Source organism: Vibrio kagoshimensis (assembly GCF_050337535.1).
Classification (GTDB): Bacteria; Pseudomonadota; Gammaproteobacteria; order Enterobacterales; family Vibrionaceae; genus Vibrio; species Vibrio gallaecicus.
Window position 1 is genome coordinate 51,328 of the sequence record NZ_JAKJSZ010000004.1, and the last position, 18,266, is coordinate 69,593.

An 18,266-nucleotide genomic window follows, 5' to 3' on the forward strand; every position below is an offset into this window, starting at 1 on the left:
TCATGAAGTAGGACGAACAAATGTCATCAGATTACACAGGCTCAAGTGCAGCCTATGCCCGCCAAGAAAGTGGGTACCGTGAAAAAGCACTGAAACTATACCCATGGGTTTGTGGCAAATGTGCTCGCGAATTTGTGTATTCAAATTTACGTGAACTAACGGTTCACCACGTCGATCACGACCACACAAACAACCCTCAAGATGGCAGTAACTGGGAATTGTTGTGCCTATATTGCCACGATCACGAGCATTCAAAATACACAGATCATGATCGCTATGGTGTGGATGCGAAAGCAAGCTTAGATGATCACCAGCAAGCAACGCACAACCCATTTGCTGATCTTGCTAAATTGATGAAGAAATGATCATTTCATAAAAAACCGTAAGTATTTAAACGGTTAAGCGAAGAGACTGCGTTCACTTTTTGCTGCATTGATTTTCAATAAACGCTCTAGGTATAAATACCAGGGCGTTTTCATTTTTAAAAGCCCGTAAATTTCTCCTCTGAACTCACCTCCACTTTGATCTTAATGCCGCCTTTCTCTGTTTATATTTCTACCTAAGCATTACATTCTTAACCCGCCGTCGACTTCTAATATACGACCGGTAAAGTAATCATTTTCAAAAATATATTTCGCTGCGTGCGCAATTTCAGCAGGCTCTCCAATACGCCCGACAGGCACCATGCTATTCAATCTTTCTATCGCTTCCGCCTTTAAACTTTCAGCCATCGAGGTTTGAACAATACCTGGAGCAATGGCTGCAGCTCGTATCCCATACCGCGCTAATTCCTTAGCCCAACACGTTGCCATTGCTGCTACTGCCGCTTTAGAGGCCGAGTAATTCGACTGTCCAATATTGCCTGAACGCGCAACACTTGAGATATTAATGATCACGCCTTTTCTCTGCGTCTCTATCATTTTTGCAGCTGCTTCTCTGCCACACAAAAATGTGCCTGTCAGATTGACATCAATGACAGAATTAAACTGCTCTAATGACATTTTCGTCATTTTTCCATCTTTGGATTTAACCAGCAGAGCATCACGTAAAATACCCGCATTATTAATTAACCCATCTAGCTGGCCAAAATCATCCACAATACAATTAAAAGTCTGCTCTACTTGAAGTTCACTCGTGACATCGACGTTATACACAAAAGCTTTGGTTCCAAGCATATGACACTGTTTCTGAGTATCCAACAAAGCTTGTTCATTCATATCCAGCAAGGCAAGTTCAGCTCCTGACTGAGCTAATACTATCGCCATCATTTGCCCAAGCCCTTGCCCTGCGCCTGTAATAGCGATCACGCTCCCTTTTAGTTCCATTCTACGTCCTTATTTTCAGTTATTGCTCTAGGTGAAAGCAGTCCGTGATTGCTCTTGATGAAAACTTTCCTTTATAGCTTTGCTTTCCGTTATAGCTTTGAAACGAACTAAAACTCACAGTAAATTAGAACCTTGAGTTAAAACATGTCTGGCAATAATGACGCGCATGATCTCATTCGTTCCTTCCAATATTTGATGCACTCGCACATCTCTAAAGTATCTTTCTACCGGGTACTCTTTAATATAGCCATAGCCGCCATAAAGCTGCAGAGCTTGATCGCATACCCTGAACCCTACATCGGTCGCAAACCGTTTTGCCATCGCACAATAAGCGGTTGCTTCAGGGTCTTGTCTATCTAATTTACTGGCGGCATATCGAACCATTTGCCTCGCGGCTATTAATTCGGTTGCCATATCAGCTAACTTAAACTGGATGCCTTGGAACTGAGCAATTTCCTTTCCAAACTGCTTACGCTGTTGTATGTACTCGATCGCATCATTCAGCGCTTGTTGAGCTGTACCAATGGAACAACTAGCAATATTAATTCGCCCTCCATCTAACCCTTTCATTGCGAAGGTAAAGCCGTCGCCCTCTTTGCCCAATAAATAATGCTTGGGGATCTCAACATCTTTAAAAATTACCGACCGAGTCGCTTGGCTCTTCCAGCCCATTTTCTGCTCTTTTCTTCCATAACTTATACCGGCACTATTTGCAGGTACAACAAAGGCAGAAATAGCTTTAGCACCACTTTCCTCTTCCGATGTTTTCGCCATAACGACTAAGATATCCGTATCACCCGCCCCAGAAATAAACGCCTTTTCACCCGTCAGTACATAGCTATCACCCTGCTTTTTCGCGAAGGTTGACAGTGAAGCAGCATCCGACCCTGAATTCGGTTCAGTCAGGCAATACGAACCAAGCCATTCACCAGCAATCAACTTTGAACAAAACTCCGTTTTCGCTTCGCTGGTAGCAAAATTTGAGATCATCCAACTCACCATGTTATGCACCGTCATAAAAGCAGTTGTGGACGTGCAGCCCATAGAAAGTTGTTCAAAAATAATCGATGAATCGAGTCGACTTAACCCTAAACCACCTTGCTCTTCAGGAGTATACAAACTCAAAAAACCAAGCTCTCCAGATAGTTTCAGCACGTCTTTGGGAAAGATTTCATCTTGATCCCATAAAGCTGCATTCGGGGATAACTTATCCAACGAAAACTGGCGAGCCATTTCAGAAAATGCTCGTTGATCTTCGCTTAATTCAAAGTCCATACATTCCTCCGGCTACAATTTTCAATTATGAATTAACCACTGAAACTTCAATTCCAACGGCTGTCGCTTCGCCTCCTCCAATACATAATGAAGCCACACCTCTAAGTACCAGAGGAGTCTTTGAAGGGGCGTTTGTTTGTGAAGCTAAAGCAAGCTGTCTGAGGCTATGAATAAGAGTGACTAAGATCCTAGTACCACTCGCTCCAATAGGGTGTCCCAAGGCACATGCACCGCCTTTTACATTGACTTTTGAAGGATCTATCGACAATTGCTTAACGGCGATTTGAGTCACCACGGCAAATGCTTCATTAATTTCCCAGAGATCCACATCTTCAATATCCCAGTCTAATTGAGAGAGCAGTGATTGAATCGCAAATACAGGAGAAAGAGTAAACTCCGCAGGTTCACGAGCATGAGTGGCATGACCTTTAATGATGGCAAGAGGCTCCAGACCATGGTGGCGTGCTAGTGTTTCATTGATAACAATCACAGCCGCAGCCCCATCCGCTATTGAGCTAGAATTTGCCGCGGTGATCGTTCCATCTTTAGTGAAAGCAGACCTCAAAGTCGAAATTTTAGTGGTATCGATGTCTCTTGGGTGTTCATCAAAATCAATGAGTTGCTCGCCTATATAGAAGTCATGGATCATTTCATCAGAAAATAGGTTTTGTTCTTGCGCAGTTACCGCCAAATTCACCGATTTTTCTGCCCATTCATCCATTTCTGTTCTGCTAAATTGAAACCTATCTGCCGATTTCTGAGCAAACACCCCCATTAATTCACCTTGATAAGCATCTTGTAAGCCATCAAAGAACATATGATCGTGTGTTGTTTTATGCCCAAGTCGCATCCCTTTACGAGACTCTTTCAGCAGGTAAGGGGCATTGGTCATGCTTTCCATTCCACCAGCAACGATACATCGAAGGCTGCCTGATTTGATCAGGTCATGAGCCAACATGACCGATTTCATTCCAGAGCCACACACTTTGTTGATAGTGGTACAAGCCACTGAAAATGGCAGCCCAGCTCCTAAAGCGGCTTGCCTTGCCGGAGCTTGCCCACACCCAGCCGGCAGTACACACCCCATAATTGTTTCATCAATATCTTCCATCGGAATAGCAACTGCATTTACCGACGCTTCAATGGCTAGGCTGCCTAGTTGTGGAGCACTAAAATCACTAAGCATTCCTTGAAAACTGCCCATTGGTGTTCGTTTAGCGGAAACAATCCATATTTCATCGCTCATTACTTAACCCTCCAGATGCAATATCTGATTTCGGTAATTCGATTCTGATTTCTTGACGTTTCCACAAGCATAGCACTAACATTTATAAACATAGGAACAAGTTAAATTTCAAACCAATAGCATCATTTAATGAACAACGGCAGTAGTTGGTTACTTAATAGCAACGCCAAATCAGTTGCATAATCAGATACATAGCACTTTCAGATAAATAGTGACGTCATCAACTATCACCACCACTTAACGCCACCAATAATAAATTGCGTTTAACGTTCCATCCATGTTCGGGAGGAGTTATGCAAGACACATTCAAACCACTCAATTTTGGCCTTGGCGAAACTGCCGATATGTTACGTGAACATGTTCAGGCTTTTGCTAACGAGCACATCGCCCCTATTGCGGCTCAAGTCGATATCGACAATCAATTTCCCAATCATTTATGGTCGATATTTGGAGAAATGGGCTTACTTGGTGTGACTGTTGACGAACAGTACGGTGGTGCAGGCATGAATTACCTTGCTCATGTAATTGCCATGGAAGAAATCAGCCGAGCTTCTGCATCGATTGCCCTCAGTTATGGTGCACACTCCAATCTATGCGTGAATCAAATTTTCCGAAATGGTACAGAGCAGCAGCGCGAAAAATACCTCCCAAAATTAATCGATGGTAGCCATATTGGTGCGCTTGCAATGAGTGAACCTAATGCTGGTTCTGATGTGGTGGCGATGCAATTGAAAGCGGAACTAAACGGCGATCATTACATTCTAAATGGCACAAAAATGTGGATCACCAACGGGCCAGATGCGCATACCTTAGTGGTCTATGCGAAAACAGATCCTGATGCGAAATCACATGGTATTACTGCGTTTATTATTGAAAGTGAGTTTGAAGGTTTCAGCCATGCCCAAAAGCTCGATAAGTTAGGAATGAGAGGTTCTAATACTTGTGAACTAGTGTTTAACCAGTGTCGAGTGCCAGTAGGAAATGTACTGGGAAAAGTAAACCATGGTGTTGAAGTACTGATGAGTGGGTTGGATTACGAACGTGTGGTATTAGCCGCAGGTCCCTTAGGCATTATGCAAGCATGCCTCGACTTAGTTATCCCTTATATTCATGACCGTAAGCAGTTTGGTCGGTCTATTGGCGAGTTTCAACTCGTGCAGGCGAAAGTTGCTGATATGTACACACGGACCAATGCCGCTAAAGCCTATGTTTATACTGTTGCTGCTGCGTGCGATCGCGGAGAAGCCACCAGAAAAGATGCCGCAGGCGCTATTTTATACGCAGCGGAACTTGCCACACAGATAGCATTAGATGCGATCCAATTATTAGGTGGCAATGGCTATATCAATGAGTTCCCCGCAGGTCGCCTGTTAAGAGATGCCAAATTGTATGAGATCGGGGCGGGTACATCTGAAATTAGACGGATGTTGATAGGTCGAGAGCTTTTCGAAGAATCCAGTTAACACTGCAGGTTAGCTATGCTTTAACAAAACCTAGAGTTTACTCGAACAAGATCTTGAACTTAACTCTAACAAGTTCTGGAACTTGAAAGCCTATCTGATGGGCACCTAAGGCAATGATGACATTCAATGAAGGAGTGCGACGATGGCAGTAATCCAAACGAAAATTAAGCCAACCTCACCTCTGTTTTTGAAGAATCAGCAGTCAATGGAAACGCTGGTCAGTGAGCTGCAATCCAATATAAACAAAATAAAACAGGGCGGTGGAGAAGCCGCTATCGCACGCCAGAAAAGCAAAGGAAAACTCCCCGTCAGGCAGCGCATTGAGAGTCTCATTGATGATGGTAATGATTTCCTCGAAATTGGGCAATTTGCAGCATGGGAGGTCTATGAAGAAGAGGTTCCTTGTGCTGGTGTCGTAGCGGGAATCGGTAAGATCCACGGCATTGATTGCATGATCATCGCCAATGATCCGTCGGTTAAAGGGGGAACGTATTACCCGCTTACAGTGAAAAAGCATTTAAGAGCACAAAGCATTGCAAAGAAATGCCACCTACCCTGTTTGTATCTGGTTGATTCCGGTGGTGCAAACCTTCCTCACCAAGCAGAGGTCTTTCCTGATAAAGAGCATTTCGGTCGAATTTTCTATAACCAAGCTCGTATGTCAGCACAAGGCATTCCACAAATTGCCATTGTTTTAGGCCTTTGTACCGCGGGTGGTGCTTACATTCCTGCCATGGCTGACGTATCCATTATCGTCCAGCAGCAAGGGACCATCTTTCTTGCGGGTCCACCTTTAGTTAAAGCGGCGACCGGTGAAGTGGTGACAGGAGAAGAACTGGGAGGTGCTGATGTTCATTGCAAAAAATCTGGTGTAGCTGACTATTATGCCGAAGATGAAAAGCACGCTCTAGAGCTAGCTAGACAAGCCATAAAAAGCGCTAACATAGATCATCCTAGTGGCCGTAATGAAATCAATAACCAAAGTACAGATTCAGCAGCTCAGTCATCAACAGTGCAATCTCCCATCTACAACCCAGAAGAAATGTATGGCATCGTCAATTCCGATCTGAGGTTGTCTTTCGACATCAGAGAACTTATCGCAAGAATTGTAGATGGCTCTGAATTTGATGAATTCAAAGCTCTCTATGGAAAAACCTTAGTGTGTGGCTTTGCTCACTTACATGGAAACCCAATAGGTATTGTGGCGAACAACGGCATTCTGTTTTCCGAATCTTCTCAAAAAGGCGCACATTTCATTGAGCTTTGCGCCATGAGAAAAATCCCCCTCCTCTTCTTACAGAATGTCACAGGCTTCATGGTTGGGAAAAAGTACGAAGAGGAAGGCATAGCCAAACATGGTGCAAAGTTAGTGATGGCGGTAGCGTGTGCAGATGTACCTAAATTCACTGTTGTGGTAGGAGGATCGTATGGTGCTGGAAATTATGGAATGTGTGGAAGAGCCTATGACCCGACAATGATGTGGATGTGGCCAAATGCGAGAATATCAGTCATGGGCGGACCTCAAGCTGCAGGAGTGATGGCACAAGTACAGCGAGACATAAAAGCCCGCAAAAATGAAGAATGGACCGAGCAGCAAGAAGCAGACTTCAAGCAACCTATTATTGACCAGTATGACACTCAAGGTAGCCCTTATTATGCCAGTGCAAGATTATGGGATGATGGCATTATTGACCCGAAAGAGACCCGTGACATTGTAGGAAAAGCCCTAAATTCAGCGTTAAGAGCACCAATTTCAGACAGTAAGTTTGGTATTTTCCGAATGTAGCTGTCCCGAATGTGGCTTTTTTAATGTAGTTTTTCTAATCCAGCTTTACGAATTCATATTTTGTATATGGCTCAGCTCAGAGGGATGGCTATGGACAGCAAATCAAACACATCTGGACACGTGATTTGTGATATCAACCACCAAGGTGTGGCGCTGCTCTCTATTAATCGCCCTGAGAAGCATAATGCGTTTAATGCTCAAATTATTCAGAGATTACTCAGCCACCTCTCCAACCTCGAAAAGAACCCGAAAGTTCGCTGTTTAATTTTACAAGGTACGGGCAAACATTTTTCTGCTGGGGCTGATTTAAGTTGGATGAAATCCATGGCAAGTAAAAGCCGAAGCGACAACCAAGATGATGCAGCTTCGCTCGCGCAGTTGATGAGCCACTTAGATACCTTTCCCCACCCAACCCTTGTGCGAGTGCAAGGGTTTGCGCTAGGAGGAGCGCTCGGGCTGATTTGTTGCTGCGACTTTGCGATTGCCCTTCACGACGCACAATTTGGACTAAGTGAAGTCAAAATTGGGCTAGTCCCTGCCACTATCGCCCCGTATGTGTGTCGTGCAATTGGGACTCGCCAAGCAAGGCGTTACATGCTCACCGCAGAGCGTTTTAATGCCGACACAGCGCAGCATATTGGATTAATCCATAGTGTCGCGCATGAAAATGAAATAGAGGATTTAACCAATCGCTTCATCGCCAGTGTTCTATTGAATAGTCCAGGCGCACTTTCAAAAACCAAAGCCCTTTGTTTACACTGTGATGCTTCGCCTATTGAAGCAGAACTGATTGATTACACCAGCCAGCTTATCGCAGAAGTTCGAGTTTCTCAGCAAGGTCAAGAAGGGCTTAATGCCTTTTTTGATAAACGGAAGCCTAGTTGGGCGGATGAGTCTTTTTCTTCTGAGCAGCCTTCTGCCGAATCTTCTAATGCAACATTCGAAAATCAAACAGGCAAGGTCGGCTTTAAGCTAGGTGATCTAGGTGAGCAAGGTGAACAATGAAAGCATCTCTACGGCACAGCCCCTTATCCCACTCATCAATGCCGAATAAGGTCACCATTGTTGAAATGGGGGCTCGTGATGGGTTGCAGAATGAAACCTTGGTCAGCACCGATGCAAAAATAGAATTGATCAATCAGCTTTCTGAAACGGGTCTTACGCATATTGAATCAGGATCATTTGTCTCCCCAAAATGGGTACCACAAATGGCAGATTCAGATTTAGTATTTAAAAACATAAAGCAACAGCCAAACATCATCTATTCAGCCCTAACCCCTAATCTGCAAGGTTTCGAAAAAGCACTTCAGTCTGGAGTAAAACAAGTGGCAATTTTCACTTCGGCATCGGAAGGCTTTAGCCATAAAAACATCAACTGCTCCATTGCTGACAGCATTAAGCGGTTTGAACCTGTGTTATCCGCTGCTCGTAAGCAAAACATTCCAGTAAGGGGCTATTTATCTTGTGTGATTGATTGCCCCTATGACGGTAGCACTTCTGCCGATCAAGTCGCTCACCTAGCACAAGTACTGATTGATTTAGGGTGCTATGAAGTCTCTCTGGGCGACACAATTGGGACTGGGACACCAATAAGAGTCGCCCACATGCTTGAGGCAGTGCAAAATAAAGTCAGCACAGAACAAATTGCGGTTCACTTTCATGATACTTGGGGACAAGCGCTCGCCAATATACATCAAGCGTTGGCTATGGGAATAAACGTGGTGGATAGCAGTGTCGCTGGGCTTGGAGGGTGCCCTTACGCTTTAGGTGCCAGCGGTAACGTTGCGACGGAAGATGTACTCTATTTATGCCAAGGGCTTGGGATTGAAACCGGGGTCAGCTTAACGAAAGTCGCGCAATCTGGCTGGGATATCTGCCGGGCTTTAAACAAACAACCAAGTTCAAAAGTATCACTAGCATTAATGAATAAAGCGCTCATAGCTAAATAACGAAAAAGCGAAGTAACGAAAAACCGTCAACAAAGTAAGCGAGTAACCAAACAATCAAACTAACAAGCAAGTAAACAAAGCCCGCACATAAATAAAAATAATACCCTTATTGACTAAATAGGTATTCCACATCAACAAAATAGAAACTAATACAAGTTTGCACTTTTACCACGCTGGTGAATGATTTAGCATTGTTGCGAATAATTCTAATTACTAAGAAGAATACAAACAATGAGACTTTTTTTCCTGATAGTAACCATGATTCTTTCCGCTCCAACGTTTGCTGAAACCAAAGTCATTGAACAAGTAATGGACATGAACGTTGAGAACATCGATAAGATGTATCAGTTCATTCCAGATTACGTAGAAATACAGCCAGGCGATAAAGTACTGTTTAAAGGGACTGTGGGTTCTCACACAGCACATAGCATTCAAGGAATGCTACCAGACGGAGCAAAACCTATTATGATTTCGGGTTCAAATGCTCAGGAAGTCAGCTTTGATAAGCCAGGAGTTTATGGCATAAAATGCAAAGTGCACCATAGACATGGCATGGTCGCCTTGGTGGTTGTGGGAGATCCGAGCGTAAACATAGTTGAAGCTCGTGCTGCGGCAAAGAAACGTGTAAGCCGTCGCTCACAACAGAAAATGCAAGATCTTCTTGATAAAGCAGAAGCGACGATTCAATAAATTGAGACTGAGATAAGTTGAAGCTAATACTCACTTCTTTCATATAAAAAAACAGCGCATTAAGCGCTGTTTTTTATTGGCATTTTGGTGAAGCGTTACCGCATTAAATCTAGAAGCAAAGAAACGTTAAATCTTGAAAAAATAACGTTATACAATATTTCTAGGGGCAAACGAGAAGCCTGTAAATTGGTGTTTATATTTTGACTCACCGATTTTTTTGAGTTGAGCAACACCCATCTTGAAGTTGTAATTGCCACTGATTTGATCAACAACTCTTGTGGTTAAAGCGTTTGCCGGGTTTTTCATGTCCATCATATTACAAAAAAGTACGCCTTTTTTCGTTGAACTACTCACAATAGCAACCGCTTTAATTTCAACACGATCTAATTGGATGTGACCATTTTTCATCAATGAACTAAATTGAAAGTCATCGGCTTCAACACCTAAAATCGTATCTTTAAAATTTGCGACTCGGTCGGAATACACCAATACCTCGTCACCCGCTTCAATACCGCGTTTAGCTGCATCTTCAGGGTGGATTTCAATCCAATTATCCGGCCATCGATTCTTAATGTAGCTTCTGCGTTCCACATCATCGAAGCCTGACTGCCAAATTTCATTCACACGTCCATTGGAGAACCAAAGTTCATCGTCTTTTGGTGTTAACCATGAATAGAAATCACTGAATAAATCCCAAGGATGTTTTTGTAAATTGACTTTGCCTGTTTGGCTATTAAATTGCGTAAGCTGTTTACGCATAATGTTAGCCCCTTGAGGACCGTCTTGAAGCCCTTTTTTAACTAAGTCATCCCAACTCATTTCTGTGTCATGCAGGCGTTTAGTACCAATCAATTCTTTGGTGTCGTAATTGTAGAAAACCGGACCTTGGATGCCTTCTGTACCAAATTCAGCTAATTTTTGATGCAATGTTTTGTTTTCTGCATGAGCCGCTATTTTGATCATATTGTAATCTTTACGGCTACCGCGGCTGAATCGAGAAGACTCTTCAGCCACATCATTAGAGTTCTGCCAATCAAAGCCGTCGTAACCCATTTTTTGTGCAAGATTAGCAATGATCCACCAATCTGGTTTCGACTGCCCAGGCGCATCATTAAATTTTTGATATAAACGTAAGCGGCGCTCACCATTCGCGCGCATAAAGTCTTCTTCACCCCAAGTGGCTGCGGGGAAAATAATATCGGCAAACTGTTTACCAATCGGATCACGCAAATAGATGTCTTGATTCACAACAACCATGCCACCTGAATCAGCTCTACGTTTCAGCGTATCAATAATGTGCTGTTTATCTCGAGAGGTAACTTGATGCGGATTACCGTTTGTTAACTCAACAAATTTATCTTTCAACCCATAGCTGCCACACATCGATTGAATCCAAGTGGTGCCAATAACATGCGCCATTCGGGTGTGACCAGAGTAAAGATAGCGATCGGTATCAATTGAACGGCGTCTGCGACCTGCTACTTTTTCAGGTGATTTATTACGAGGCAATTTACCACCAGCAACACCGCCTCTTTGGTGACCACCAAAACGTCCGATCACTCGACCTTCTCGACCGCCCGTACCAATCACCGTTGCTAATGCTGAAATCGCATTAGTATTCCCCGTATTATTTGACCAATAGAAGCCTTTTTCGATACCTATCGATGCTTTGACTCGTTGACCATTGACAGGTTTAGAGAGCATTTCTGCTGCTTGATAAATCTTATTTACATCAATTCCAGCTATGCCTGCTGCGTATTCAGGTTCAAATTCTTTCTGTTCAAAGTTCCATGATTTGTAGCTTTCAATCCCATCAGTTTGAAACTTGCCCCACGTTGTTCTCCATTGCCATGGTGTATTACGTGTTCCTTGACCAAAGCCAGAGTCAGATTCCCACTTATTGTTTACCCAATTCTTTAACCATTCACTGTCTTCCCACTTGTTTTGTAAAATCACGCGAATGATGGCGCCAATCACTAAGTTGTCTGATCCGGGGTTGATATCAAGATGCAGCCCACCTTGATTTTTCATCCAAGCAATACCCGCGGTTTCCCGTGGGTTCAATATAACGGTTTTCATACCTCGTTGAACCGCAGGCATGATGAACTGAGTAAAAATGATAGTCTTCGTTTCGTAAGGATCAGTTCCGCAGATCATTAACGTATCTGCAGCTCCCCAGTCTTCATAACTTGGGGCAAAGTTATCAAAGCCAGCGTCCCGGAAACCAGGCGTCGCAGTCACATCTGATGGCGTATCATGAAATGAAAAATTAGCGGTATTCACGTGCCTTAATGCGTACTTAGTGATCGCGTAGGTATTCTCAATATATTGGTATGAGTATGTTTTTACGCAATAGCTATTTGAGCCGTGCGTATCAATCACATGTCGGCCCACCTGCGCGGCAATATCTAATGCAAAATCCCACTCTACCGGCTGTAGCTGACCATTGATTCGTACCAGAGGTTGCTTCAATCGATCTTTAGTCGGTGTTTTAGGGTTATATACCTTTTGAGCTAAAAGCCCACCACGGATAGAAGAGTCGCCTCCTTTATTCACTACTTTTGCATCTCTATCTGCAATGATAACCACATGATGCGGCTTACCATTATGCGAGACTATATTGTGCTGCTGAGGCGATACCCATGCTTGCAAAGTGCTTGTTGGAAAATCCACACCAAAGGCGTTTTGGTGAGCGAAAGCCCCACCAGATTGAACACTTACCGGCCATCGATAGACTTTATAACCACAAGCTACAACGCAGTAATCACAAGCTGTTGTGATTACTTCTGCATTCGCGGGAGGAAGAAGTGTATGACTTAATTGATTATACTCACTCATTCTATGACTCCCAGCTCTTAAAGTTTGCTAGTTCGTTAAAGCCAGCTTTTTCTTTTGCCTGATCCGCATCTTTAGCCAGCTCTGTATCTTGAACTTCATCCAGTCCTTCAATATTTTCAATTCGCCCGAAGATTAGCCCCATAACACCAACGGCATAAATGTCGTCACCTTCGAGTTCCAGTAGAACTTGTGGCAAGCTTTCGAAGGCTTGGCCAGAAACGATGATCCCATGCCTTCGTATGTCGAAGGTCGACAAATGATAAGGGCATTGCCCCACAACACGGTGTTCATCTATTGCCTTATAGTTACCGGTTAACGGCCCGCCTTGATGAGTACACATCATTGAAAACGCGACCACATCCCTTTGTTCACCAATACCACCACCGCAGGCAATATCCGTTTTTGTCAGCATAGCGATAGAGTTAGGACCATTATCAGGATATTGAAAATACACCGCTTCATGGTTAATTAACTGACTCATTTTTGCAATTTTTTTACGAGGATAGCCCGCCACTCTTCCGTGAGCCTCTTGCTGTTGCTCAGTACCCGCAAACAAAGTGATAGGTACCAAAGAAATGGCTGTCGCAGCGCCTGAATAAAGTAGAAAGTCACGACGAGAAAGCATGCACTTAGCATGACCTTTATCTGATTTTTCACCTGTAACCGATAAAGGCTCTGGTGATGTTTGAAATATTTGTGAGTTATGAATAGCCAAACTAGAGGCATTGGATTTTATCGACATTATTTTCTTGCCTCTAGGATCTGTTCTTTTGTATACATCGCTTCGTAAGGCGGAAGTTCAGGCTCTTCAATTGATATCTGTTCCCCAGAGAAGGCTTCGACAAAGCTAAGCAAATCTTGTTTCTCTTGGTCATTCAAGCCTAATGGTACGATTAAAGGTGACTTGGTTTGCGGAAAACCAGTTGAACGACCATCACTTGCGATGCCGCCACGGTTGTAAAAATCAATCACATCACTGAGCGTAGGGATCGCACCATTGTGCATGTAGGGCGCGGTATATTTTGTATATCGGATGCTTGGCGTTCTGAATTTCCCAAGCATTTCTTTGCGCTTCGCTCTGAAATACGCGCCTGGGTCAGCCTTAGTTTCTCGGTACATTTTTTCCGTTACGCCTTTTGAATAAAGCTCGAAGCGGAAGGTAATTTGCGCCAACTCATCGTCTTCCCACCATAAACTTGGTGGTACGCCAATGTTGTAAAACTTTTGGTCAGACGCGAGAGGTCCATTATGGCAAGCCAAACAATTAGCTTTGCCTTCGAACAATCGCTTACCTCGAATTTGTTGCTTGGTTAGTGCTGAACGGTCGCCTCGTAAGTATTGATCAACCGGTGTATCTGTTTGCACTAATGTGCGTTCAAAGGCTGAAATTGCACGCCAAGCATTATGGATTTTCGGTGTGTCATCACCAAAAACCTGTTTAAATCGCTTAACGTATTCGGGTACTAGCGCTAAACGGGCTTCCATGATGTCATCTTCACCATTACCAGCTACAGCACCTTTCGCAGCGTCTTTCGCTTGAGCTTCTAATGACATCGCGCTGCCCGCCCAAAAAAATTTATCGTAATACGCGGCATTAATAATGGTTTGGCTATTTCGCCAGTGAACGGTACCGGGATACCCCATAGACAAATCGTCAGGAAACCCCCAACCTTGAGTTTGAATATGACAGCCAGAACATGGGCTGCTAGTGTCACCGCTCAATCTCCCGTCATAAAACAGAATTTTTCCTAATTCGATTTTCTCTGGTGTTTGTTTGTTATCTAACGGAATTGGCACTTCCCCTAGTGGGGCTAGACTGTGTCCTGCATTCGCGAAAAATGGGAAAAACGCGGCCAAAAATAAAATTAGAGTCAACGATAAACAGGTAGAGTTAATTCTTAGCATTTGACCAGTCCTCTGTGTATTCATAGCCAAAGTCATATTCTAACCATTCGTATTCATCACCTATTAACGGATCGCCTGATAAGGACTCCAAAAAAGCCACTAATGCAGCTTGCTCTTGCTTGCTCAACGACAATGGTTTCATCCGCTGATCTTTGTTTGAGTCTTGCCCTCCACCACGATTATAAAAATCGACAACCTCATCCAATGTACTCAACATTCCGTTGTGCATATATGGCGCGGTATAAGTCAGCTCTCTGAGGGAAGGAGTAATGAAAGAGCCTCGGTCCGAACCGTCTGCTTTATGAGTTTGAACATGAGCCCCGACATCACGCTTTAATGCCAAATAATCTTGTATACCCATAAACATGTTGAATGCTAAGAAGCTTTGGTGACGCATAGGGTCGGTAAAAATATCAGGGTTCTCAGGCACACCAGTATTATGCGCTAACCCATCACTGAATAACTCCCCTGTATGGCATTGGCTGCATCCAGCCTTTCCAGTAAACAAAGCATGACCTTGAGAAGCCAGAGCGGAAAGGTTATTCAAATCATAAGGGGAGTTTTTAGACGTTAGAGTTTTTAAATATTCGGGTAAGGCTTTACGCACACCACCATTGGATGGCTCACCTAGACCTGCTTTTTGAAACATTTCAACGTAGATAGGATCTTGTTTTATGCGCTCTTGCATGAGGCGCATATCCATATTCATTAGCCAATCTTCTGTTATATTTTCTCTTACTACATCATTTAAGTTGGTGCCAATGCGCCCGTCATGAAACCAAACTTCTTTATATGCCGTATTAATCAAAGATGGGGAATTACGAAAGCCATCACTGCCCGTGTAAGCTGGGCTTAGTGCTTCTGGATGTGAAAATCCATTTTGAGGAATATGGCAGCTTGAGCATGATATTGAGTCGTCACCCGAAAGACGAGTATCGAAAAATAGCCTTTTCCCTAGCTCTGCTTTTGCAGAATCCACCGCTAAAGGAGGTAATTTGGCTTCCACACTGGCGCTCAACAATATACAAACACCCAGAATAGCCTGAGTAATTGCTTGTTTTGTGGTCTTCATTCCCTTCCCCATAATCATGCTACTATTGATGTTCTATATTATTCGGCTACGGTTCATCATTGATATGATGGTGATCATACAAATCTAAATGATATCCGTTAGTATTCTAAATTAATATTCAAGACCATGTTGTTATTACTATGATTTATGCCAGCCTCATCGACCTAACACTCAATAAATTACAACACGGTAATGAACTTGAACAAATATCCGCCGCTAGTGCTCTCCACCAATGCGACAAAGCCACAAACGCATTAATATCTCAGTTGCATAATGATTCTGAAGAAATAACTATTGGCTGTTTAAATGCTTTATCGTCTTTATCCAATAGTCCAATAGAGCCACTCATCAAATGCTTATCTTCGGCTCATGACCCAGACGTCAAATTAGCGGCAATTCATGCCATTTCTACAAACCACCGCATTGATGATGCAAAGTCAGCGTTACTTGAATTAGCAAATGGGGACAACGAATGTTGGGACGGTGATTGGGATGATGGCATTGATATCGCTCTTGCCTCCGTCAATGCTTTACTCAAGACGACACAGGGCTTTGTAGAAGAAGAGCTAGCTCAATTAATTACGCTCATTCATAGCGACCCTGAACCCGAATTAGAGCAAGCCTTGTATTACTTACTGGCTAAGGTTGCCCCAAATAAACTTGATGACTTAGTTGAACAAGAATGGAATCGATCTTTATCATCTCCTTTAAAAACCAGTTTGGGATTATCACGAACCAGAAAGTTACTGAAAGCCTCCTCGAATAAGGTTCATTTGTTCAAGTATCTTGAAAACGATGACTTACTGATTCAAAGAATTGCATTAACGAGACTGTCCGATTTAGATGCACGAGAGTACCTGCAAAGCTTTTTAAGCATGCTATCCAGCGCCCAACAACCGATGCAAGATATCGCTATTTCGACACTATTACGCTGGCAATATCCAGTCGCTCCCCAATACTTAGAGTCGATCATCCGCAATAATCATCCAATCTCAAAAGTACTGCCATTTATAACCAAGGAAAGCTTCTTATTACTTTTAGAACAATGGCAATCTGGAGAGATGAATAAGAGTAATGTTGCCTCTTTTCTTAGCCTAACAAGCCGGTTTGATTGTGATTTATCCGAGATAGTGAAGCATTTCTTTGCCGAGTTTGGACGTTTAGAGCCACAGCATCAAATAGACTCATTGACTGAGTTATGTCAAAGCCGTGAGATGCACATTCCGGTTTCATTTTTACGCATGCATCTTCAATCACAGACTTTGGATAACAGCGTGCGGCTTTTACTGATAAAAAACTTAGCTTCACAAAACGCTCCCGCTTCTAAAAGCTTAATCAATGAACTTATATTTGATAATGCATACATTGATTTTAAGTCGACTGAAAGATCAGATTCAGAGGTCAACAGTCGATTAGAAGAAATTGAGACGAAGAAAGCAGAAGTAAACACGAAAGATAATAGCTCTAAAAACAGTAACCTTAGTTCGATAAAACCCATGTCTACACTTGCTGCTTTATCAATGCCATTAGATGAGAAAACCACCTCACCGGCTAAGCAGCCATTCAAAAAGTCACAAAGAAAAATTGCGATTATTGAGAGCCTCACCAACCGTTCAAAGGTGATTGAGTATTGCGCCTCTCAAGAGCAGCTAATTGAATTATGTACCGCCATTTCAATTGAGCAATTAGACGAAGAAGATTTTTTTGCCATTGTAAAAGCTTCACTGCGGTGTAACTTGGCATACGCCTCTATTCGTTCAGATGAGCTAGACGACTATGCACATAAACTGTTAGTTAATTCAGATTACCGTACAGAATTGAAAACGCTTGTAGAGTGGCTAGGACCAGTTCATTTACAAACTGAGATACCGGCATTAGTTGAACTCAGCTCTCCGTTGCTCGTCTCTCAATTAATACCCTTCATCGAGGATCTTGATGTACTCAACATTTTATTAGAACATCCCTATTTAGGCGTTAAACAACAAGCGATCATCAAGTTAGAATCTCTTATGAGAAGCGATAAAACTCGCTATATTGAACTCATTCATTTTGCTTTAAGTTCACCAGACCTTCATTCGACGGTGAATCAATTTGATCACACAGTACTTGAAGAAGAGTTGGTTTTATTGTTAAACACTCACCCTTTAAAGGCTCTGCAATTTATGGGGGATTTTGGGGAGATGAAAGAAAGATTTGATCTTGAAATGCATCTCCACCGTATAAACGATTGTGATGATACCAAAACCGCTATTCATAAAATTCAGTGAAAAAAAGTTAATATAGAACGGAGAATGAATGACTCAGTTAACTATCTTCTATGATGGAACATGCCCACTCTGCGCCAAAGAAATGAATGCACTAAAAAAGCATGATAAACAGAATTTACTGAAGACAGTGGATATCTACAGTGAGGACTTTTCAGCATACCCAGAGATTGATGCAGAAGCTGCTAACAACATTTTGCACGCCATCAATCACAAAGGACAATTACTGCTTGGTTTAGATGTGACCTATAAAGCATGGCAATTAATGGGACGCGGTTGGATTTATGCCCCACTTCGTTGGAAATTAGTTAAACCACTAGCAGATTCACTCTACCTAAAATTTGCCCGCAATCGGTATAAGGTCTCATTTTGGCTGACAGGCACTTCACGTTGTGGCAGCAACAGCTGTTCGCGGTAGTGTTTCTTATCACTGACTTAAGACCGATATCAATC

The 18,266-nt window shown here is 42.9% G+C and carries 15 protein-coding genes; 8 read left to right on the forward strand and 7 right to left on the reverse strand.

Features of this window, described 5'->3' with window-relative positions; genetic code table 11:
• Positions 1 to 20 precede the first annotated feature (20 nt).
• Positions 21 to 365, forward strand: a complete 345-nt coding sequence (locus tag L4C37_RS03805; protein WP_137373818.1) for a YajD family HNH nuclease — start codon at positions 21 to 23, stop codon at positions 363 to 365.
• Positions 366 to 566: 201 nt separating this feature from the next.
• On the opposite strand, the gene L4C37_RS03810 is transcribed toward L4C37_RS03805, so the two are convergent.
• The 3 genes from L4C37_RS03810 to L4C37_RS03820 all read right to left on the reverse strand — a co-directional run bounded on the left by L4C37_RS03810 (position 567) and on the right by L4C37_RS03820 (position 3,846).
• Positions 567 to 1,325 (reverse strand): SDR family oxidoreductase, encoded by a 759-nt coding sequence (locus L4C37_RS03810; protein ID WP_429767916.1) that lies wholly within the window; start codon positions 1,323 to 1,325, stop codon positions 567 to 569.
• Between the two features lie 114 nt (positions 1,326 to 1,439).
• Positions 1,440 to 2,600, reverse strand: a complete 1,161-nt coding sequence (locus L4C37_RS03815) for an acyl-CoA dehydrogenase family protein (protein WP_429767917.1) — start codon at positions 2,598 to 2,600, stop codon at positions 1,440 to 1,442.
• Positions 2,601 to 2,625: 25 nt separating this feature from the next.
• Complete coding sequence (locus L4C37_RS03820; RefSeq protein WP_429767918.1) at positions 2,626 to 3,846, reverse strand: thiolase family protein; 1,221 nt, start codon at positions 3,844 to 3,846, stop codon at positions 2,626 to 2,628.
• A gap of 293 nt (positions 3,847 to 4,139) precedes the next feature.
• Here L4C37_RS03820 and L4C37_RS03825 point away from each other — a divergent pair, with 293 nt between their 5' ends.
• The 5 genes from L4C37_RS03825 to L4C37_RS03845 all read left to right on the forward strand — a co-directional run bounded on the left by L4C37_RS03825 (position 4,140) and on the right by L4C37_RS03845 (position 9,734).
• Complete coding sequence (locus tag L4C37_RS03825) at positions 4,140 to 5,309, forward strand: isovaleryl-CoA dehydrogenase (RefSeq protein ID WP_137373814.1); 1,170 nt, start codon at positions 4,140 to 4,142, stop codon at positions 5,307 to 5,309.
• 142 nt (positions 5,310 to 5,451) lie between these two features.
• The gene (locus L4C37_RS03830) at positions 5,452 to 7,095 is read left to right on the forward strand and encodes a carboxyl transferase domain-containing protein (protein ID WP_429767919.1); all 1,644 of its coding nucleotides are present in this window, start codon (positions 5,452 to 5,454) and stop codon (positions 7,093 to 7,095) included.
• Between the two features lie 90 nt (positions 7,096 to 7,185).
• Positions 7,186 to 8,100 (forward strand): enoyl-CoA hydratase-related protein, encoded by a 915-nt coding sequence (locus L4C37_RS03835; RefSeq protein ID WP_429767920.1) that lies wholly within the window; start codon positions 7,186 to 7,188, stop codon positions 8,098 to 8,100.
• The gene (locus L4C37_RS03840) at positions 8,097 to 9,044 is read left to right on the forward strand and encodes a hydroxymethylglutaryl-CoA lyase (protein WP_429767921.1); all 948 of its coding nucleotides are present in this window, start codon (positions 8,097 to 8,099) and stop codon (positions 9,042 to 9,044) included. The genes L4C37_RS03835 and L4C37_RS03840 overlap by 4 nt, the downstream gene beginning before the upstream one ends.
• Before the next feature lie 231 nt (positions 9,045 to 9,275).
• Complete coding sequence (locus L4C37_RS03845) at positions 9,276 to 9,734, forward strand: plastocyanin/azurin family copper-binding protein (protein WP_137373810.1); 459 nt, start codon at positions 9,276 to 9,278, stop codon at positions 9,732 to 9,734.
• Between the two features lie 147 nt (positions 9,735 to 9,881).
• Here the strand turns inward: L4C37_RS03845 and L4C37_RS03850 are convergent, their stop codons facing one another.
• The 4 genes from L4C37_RS03850 to L4C37_RS03865 form a co-directional block, all read right to left on the reverse strand.
• Complete coding sequence (locus tag L4C37_RS03850; RefSeq protein WP_429767922.1) at positions 9,882 to 12,572, reverse strand: arsenate reductase (azurin) large subunit; 2,691 nt, start codon at positions 12,570 to 12,572, stop codon at positions 9,882 to 9,884.
• 1 nt (position 12,573) lies between these two features.
• On the reverse strand, positions 12,574 to 13,197 hold the full coding sequence (locus tag L4C37_RS03855; RefSeq protein ID WP_137373874.1) for an arsenate reductase (azurin) small subunit: 624 nt from the start codon (positions 13,195 to 13,197) through the stop codon (positions 12,574 to 12,576).
• A 116-nt stretch (positions 13,198 to 13,313) separates the two neighbouring features.
• Entirely contained in the window at positions 13,314 to 14,477 is a 1,164-nt protein-coding gene (locus L4C37_RS03860; RefSeq protein WP_429767923.1) for a cytochrome-c peroxidase, read from the reverse strand.
• Positions 14,464 to 15,549, reverse strand: a complete 1,086-nt coding sequence (locus tag L4C37_RS03865; protein WP_429767924.1) for a cytochrome-c peroxidase — start codon at positions 15,547 to 15,549, stop codon at positions 14,464 to 14,466. The genes L4C37_RS03860 and L4C37_RS03865 overlap by 14 nt, the downstream gene beginning before the upstream one ends.
• Before the next feature lie 140 nt (positions 15,550 to 15,689).
• Here L4C37_RS03865 and L4C37_RS03870 point away from each other — a divergent pair, with 140 nt between their 5' ends.
• Together L4C37_RS03870 and L4C37_RS03875 are read left to right on the forward strand one after the other, a co-directional pair.
• Positions 15,690 to 17,816 carry a HEAT repeat domain-containing protein gene (locus L4C37_RS03870; RefSeq protein WP_429767925.1) on the forward strand — a complete coding sequence of 709 codons (2,127 nt, stop codon included), beginning with the start codon at positions 15,690 to 15,692 and terminating at the stop codon, positions 17,814 to 17,816.
• A 28-nt stretch (positions 17,817 to 17,844) separates the two neighbouring features.
• On the forward strand, positions 17,845 to 18,231 hold the full coding sequence (locus tag L4C37_RS03875; RefSeq protein WP_429767926.1) for a thiol-disulfide oxidoreductase DCC family protein: 387 nt from the start codon (positions 17,845 to 17,847) through the stop codon (positions 18,229 to 18,231).
• The last annotated feature ends 35 nt before the right edge of the window (positions 18,232 to 18,266 follow it).

What these genes read in the sequence shown, in the direction of transcription:
- L4C37_RS03805 (WP_137373818.1), top strand. Translation starts at nt 21, where the DNA reads ATGTCATCAGATTACACAGGCTCAAGTGCAGCCTATGCCCGCCAAGAA.
- L4C37_RS03810 (WP_429767916.1), bottom strand. Translation starts at nt 1,325, where the DNA reads ATGGAACTAAAAGGGAGCGTGATCGCTATTACAGGCGCAGGGCAAGGG.
- L4C37_RS03815 (WP_429767917.1), bottom strand. Translation starts at nt 2,600, where the DNA reads ATGGACTTTGAATTAAGCGAAGATCAACGAGCATTTTCTGAAATGGCT.
- L4C37_RS03820 (WP_429767918.1), bottom strand. Translation starts at nt 3,846, where the DNA reads ATGAGCGATGAAATATGGATTGTTTCCGCTAAACGAACACCAATGGGC.
- L4C37_RS03825 (WP_137373814.1), top strand. Translation starts at nt 4,140, where the DNA reads ATGCAAGACACATTCAAACCACTCAATTTTGGCCTTGGCGAAACTGCC.
- L4C37_RS03830 (WP_429767919.1), top strand. Translation starts at nt 5,452, where the DNA reads ATGGCAGTAATCCAAACGAAAATTAAGCCAACCTCACCTCTGTTTTTG.
- L4C37_RS03835 (WP_429767920.1), top strand. Translation starts at nt 7,186, where the DNA reads ATGGACAGCAAATCAAACACATCTGGACACGTGATTTGTGATATCAAC.
- L4C37_RS03840 (WP_429767921.1), top strand. Translation starts at nt 8,097, where the DNA reads ATGAAAGCATCTCTACGGCACAGCCCCTTATCCCACTCATCAATGCCG.
- L4C37_RS03845 (WP_137373810.1), top strand. Translation starts at nt 9,276, where the DNA reads ATGAGACTTTTTTTCCTGATAGTAACCATGATTCTTTCCGCTCCAACG.
- L4C37_RS03850 (WP_429767922.1), bottom strand. Translation starts at nt 12,572, where the DNA reads ATGAGTGAGTATAATCAATTAAGTCATACACTTCTTCCTCCCGCGAAT.
- L4C37_RS03855 (WP_137373874.1), bottom strand. Translation starts at nt 13,197, where the DNA reads ATGCTTTCTCGTCGTGACTTTCTACTTTATTCAGGCGCTGCGACAGCC.
- L4C37_RS03860 (WP_429767923.1), bottom strand. Translation starts at nt 14,477, where the DNA reads ATGCTAAGAATTAACTCTACCTGTTTATCGTTGACTCTAATTTTATTT.
- L4C37_RS03865 (WP_429767924.1), bottom strand. Translation starts at nt 15,549, where the DNA reads ATGAAGACCACAAAACAAGCAATTACTCAGGCTATTCTGGGTGTTTGT.
- L4C37_RS03870 (WP_429767925.1), top strand. Translation starts at nt 15,690, where the DNA reads ATGATTTATGCCAGCCTCATCGACCTAACACTCAATAAATTACAACAC.
- L4C37_RS03875 (WP_429767926.1), top strand. Translation starts at nt 17,845, where the DNA reads ATGACTCAGTTAACTATCTTCTATGATGGAACATGCCCACTCTGCGCC.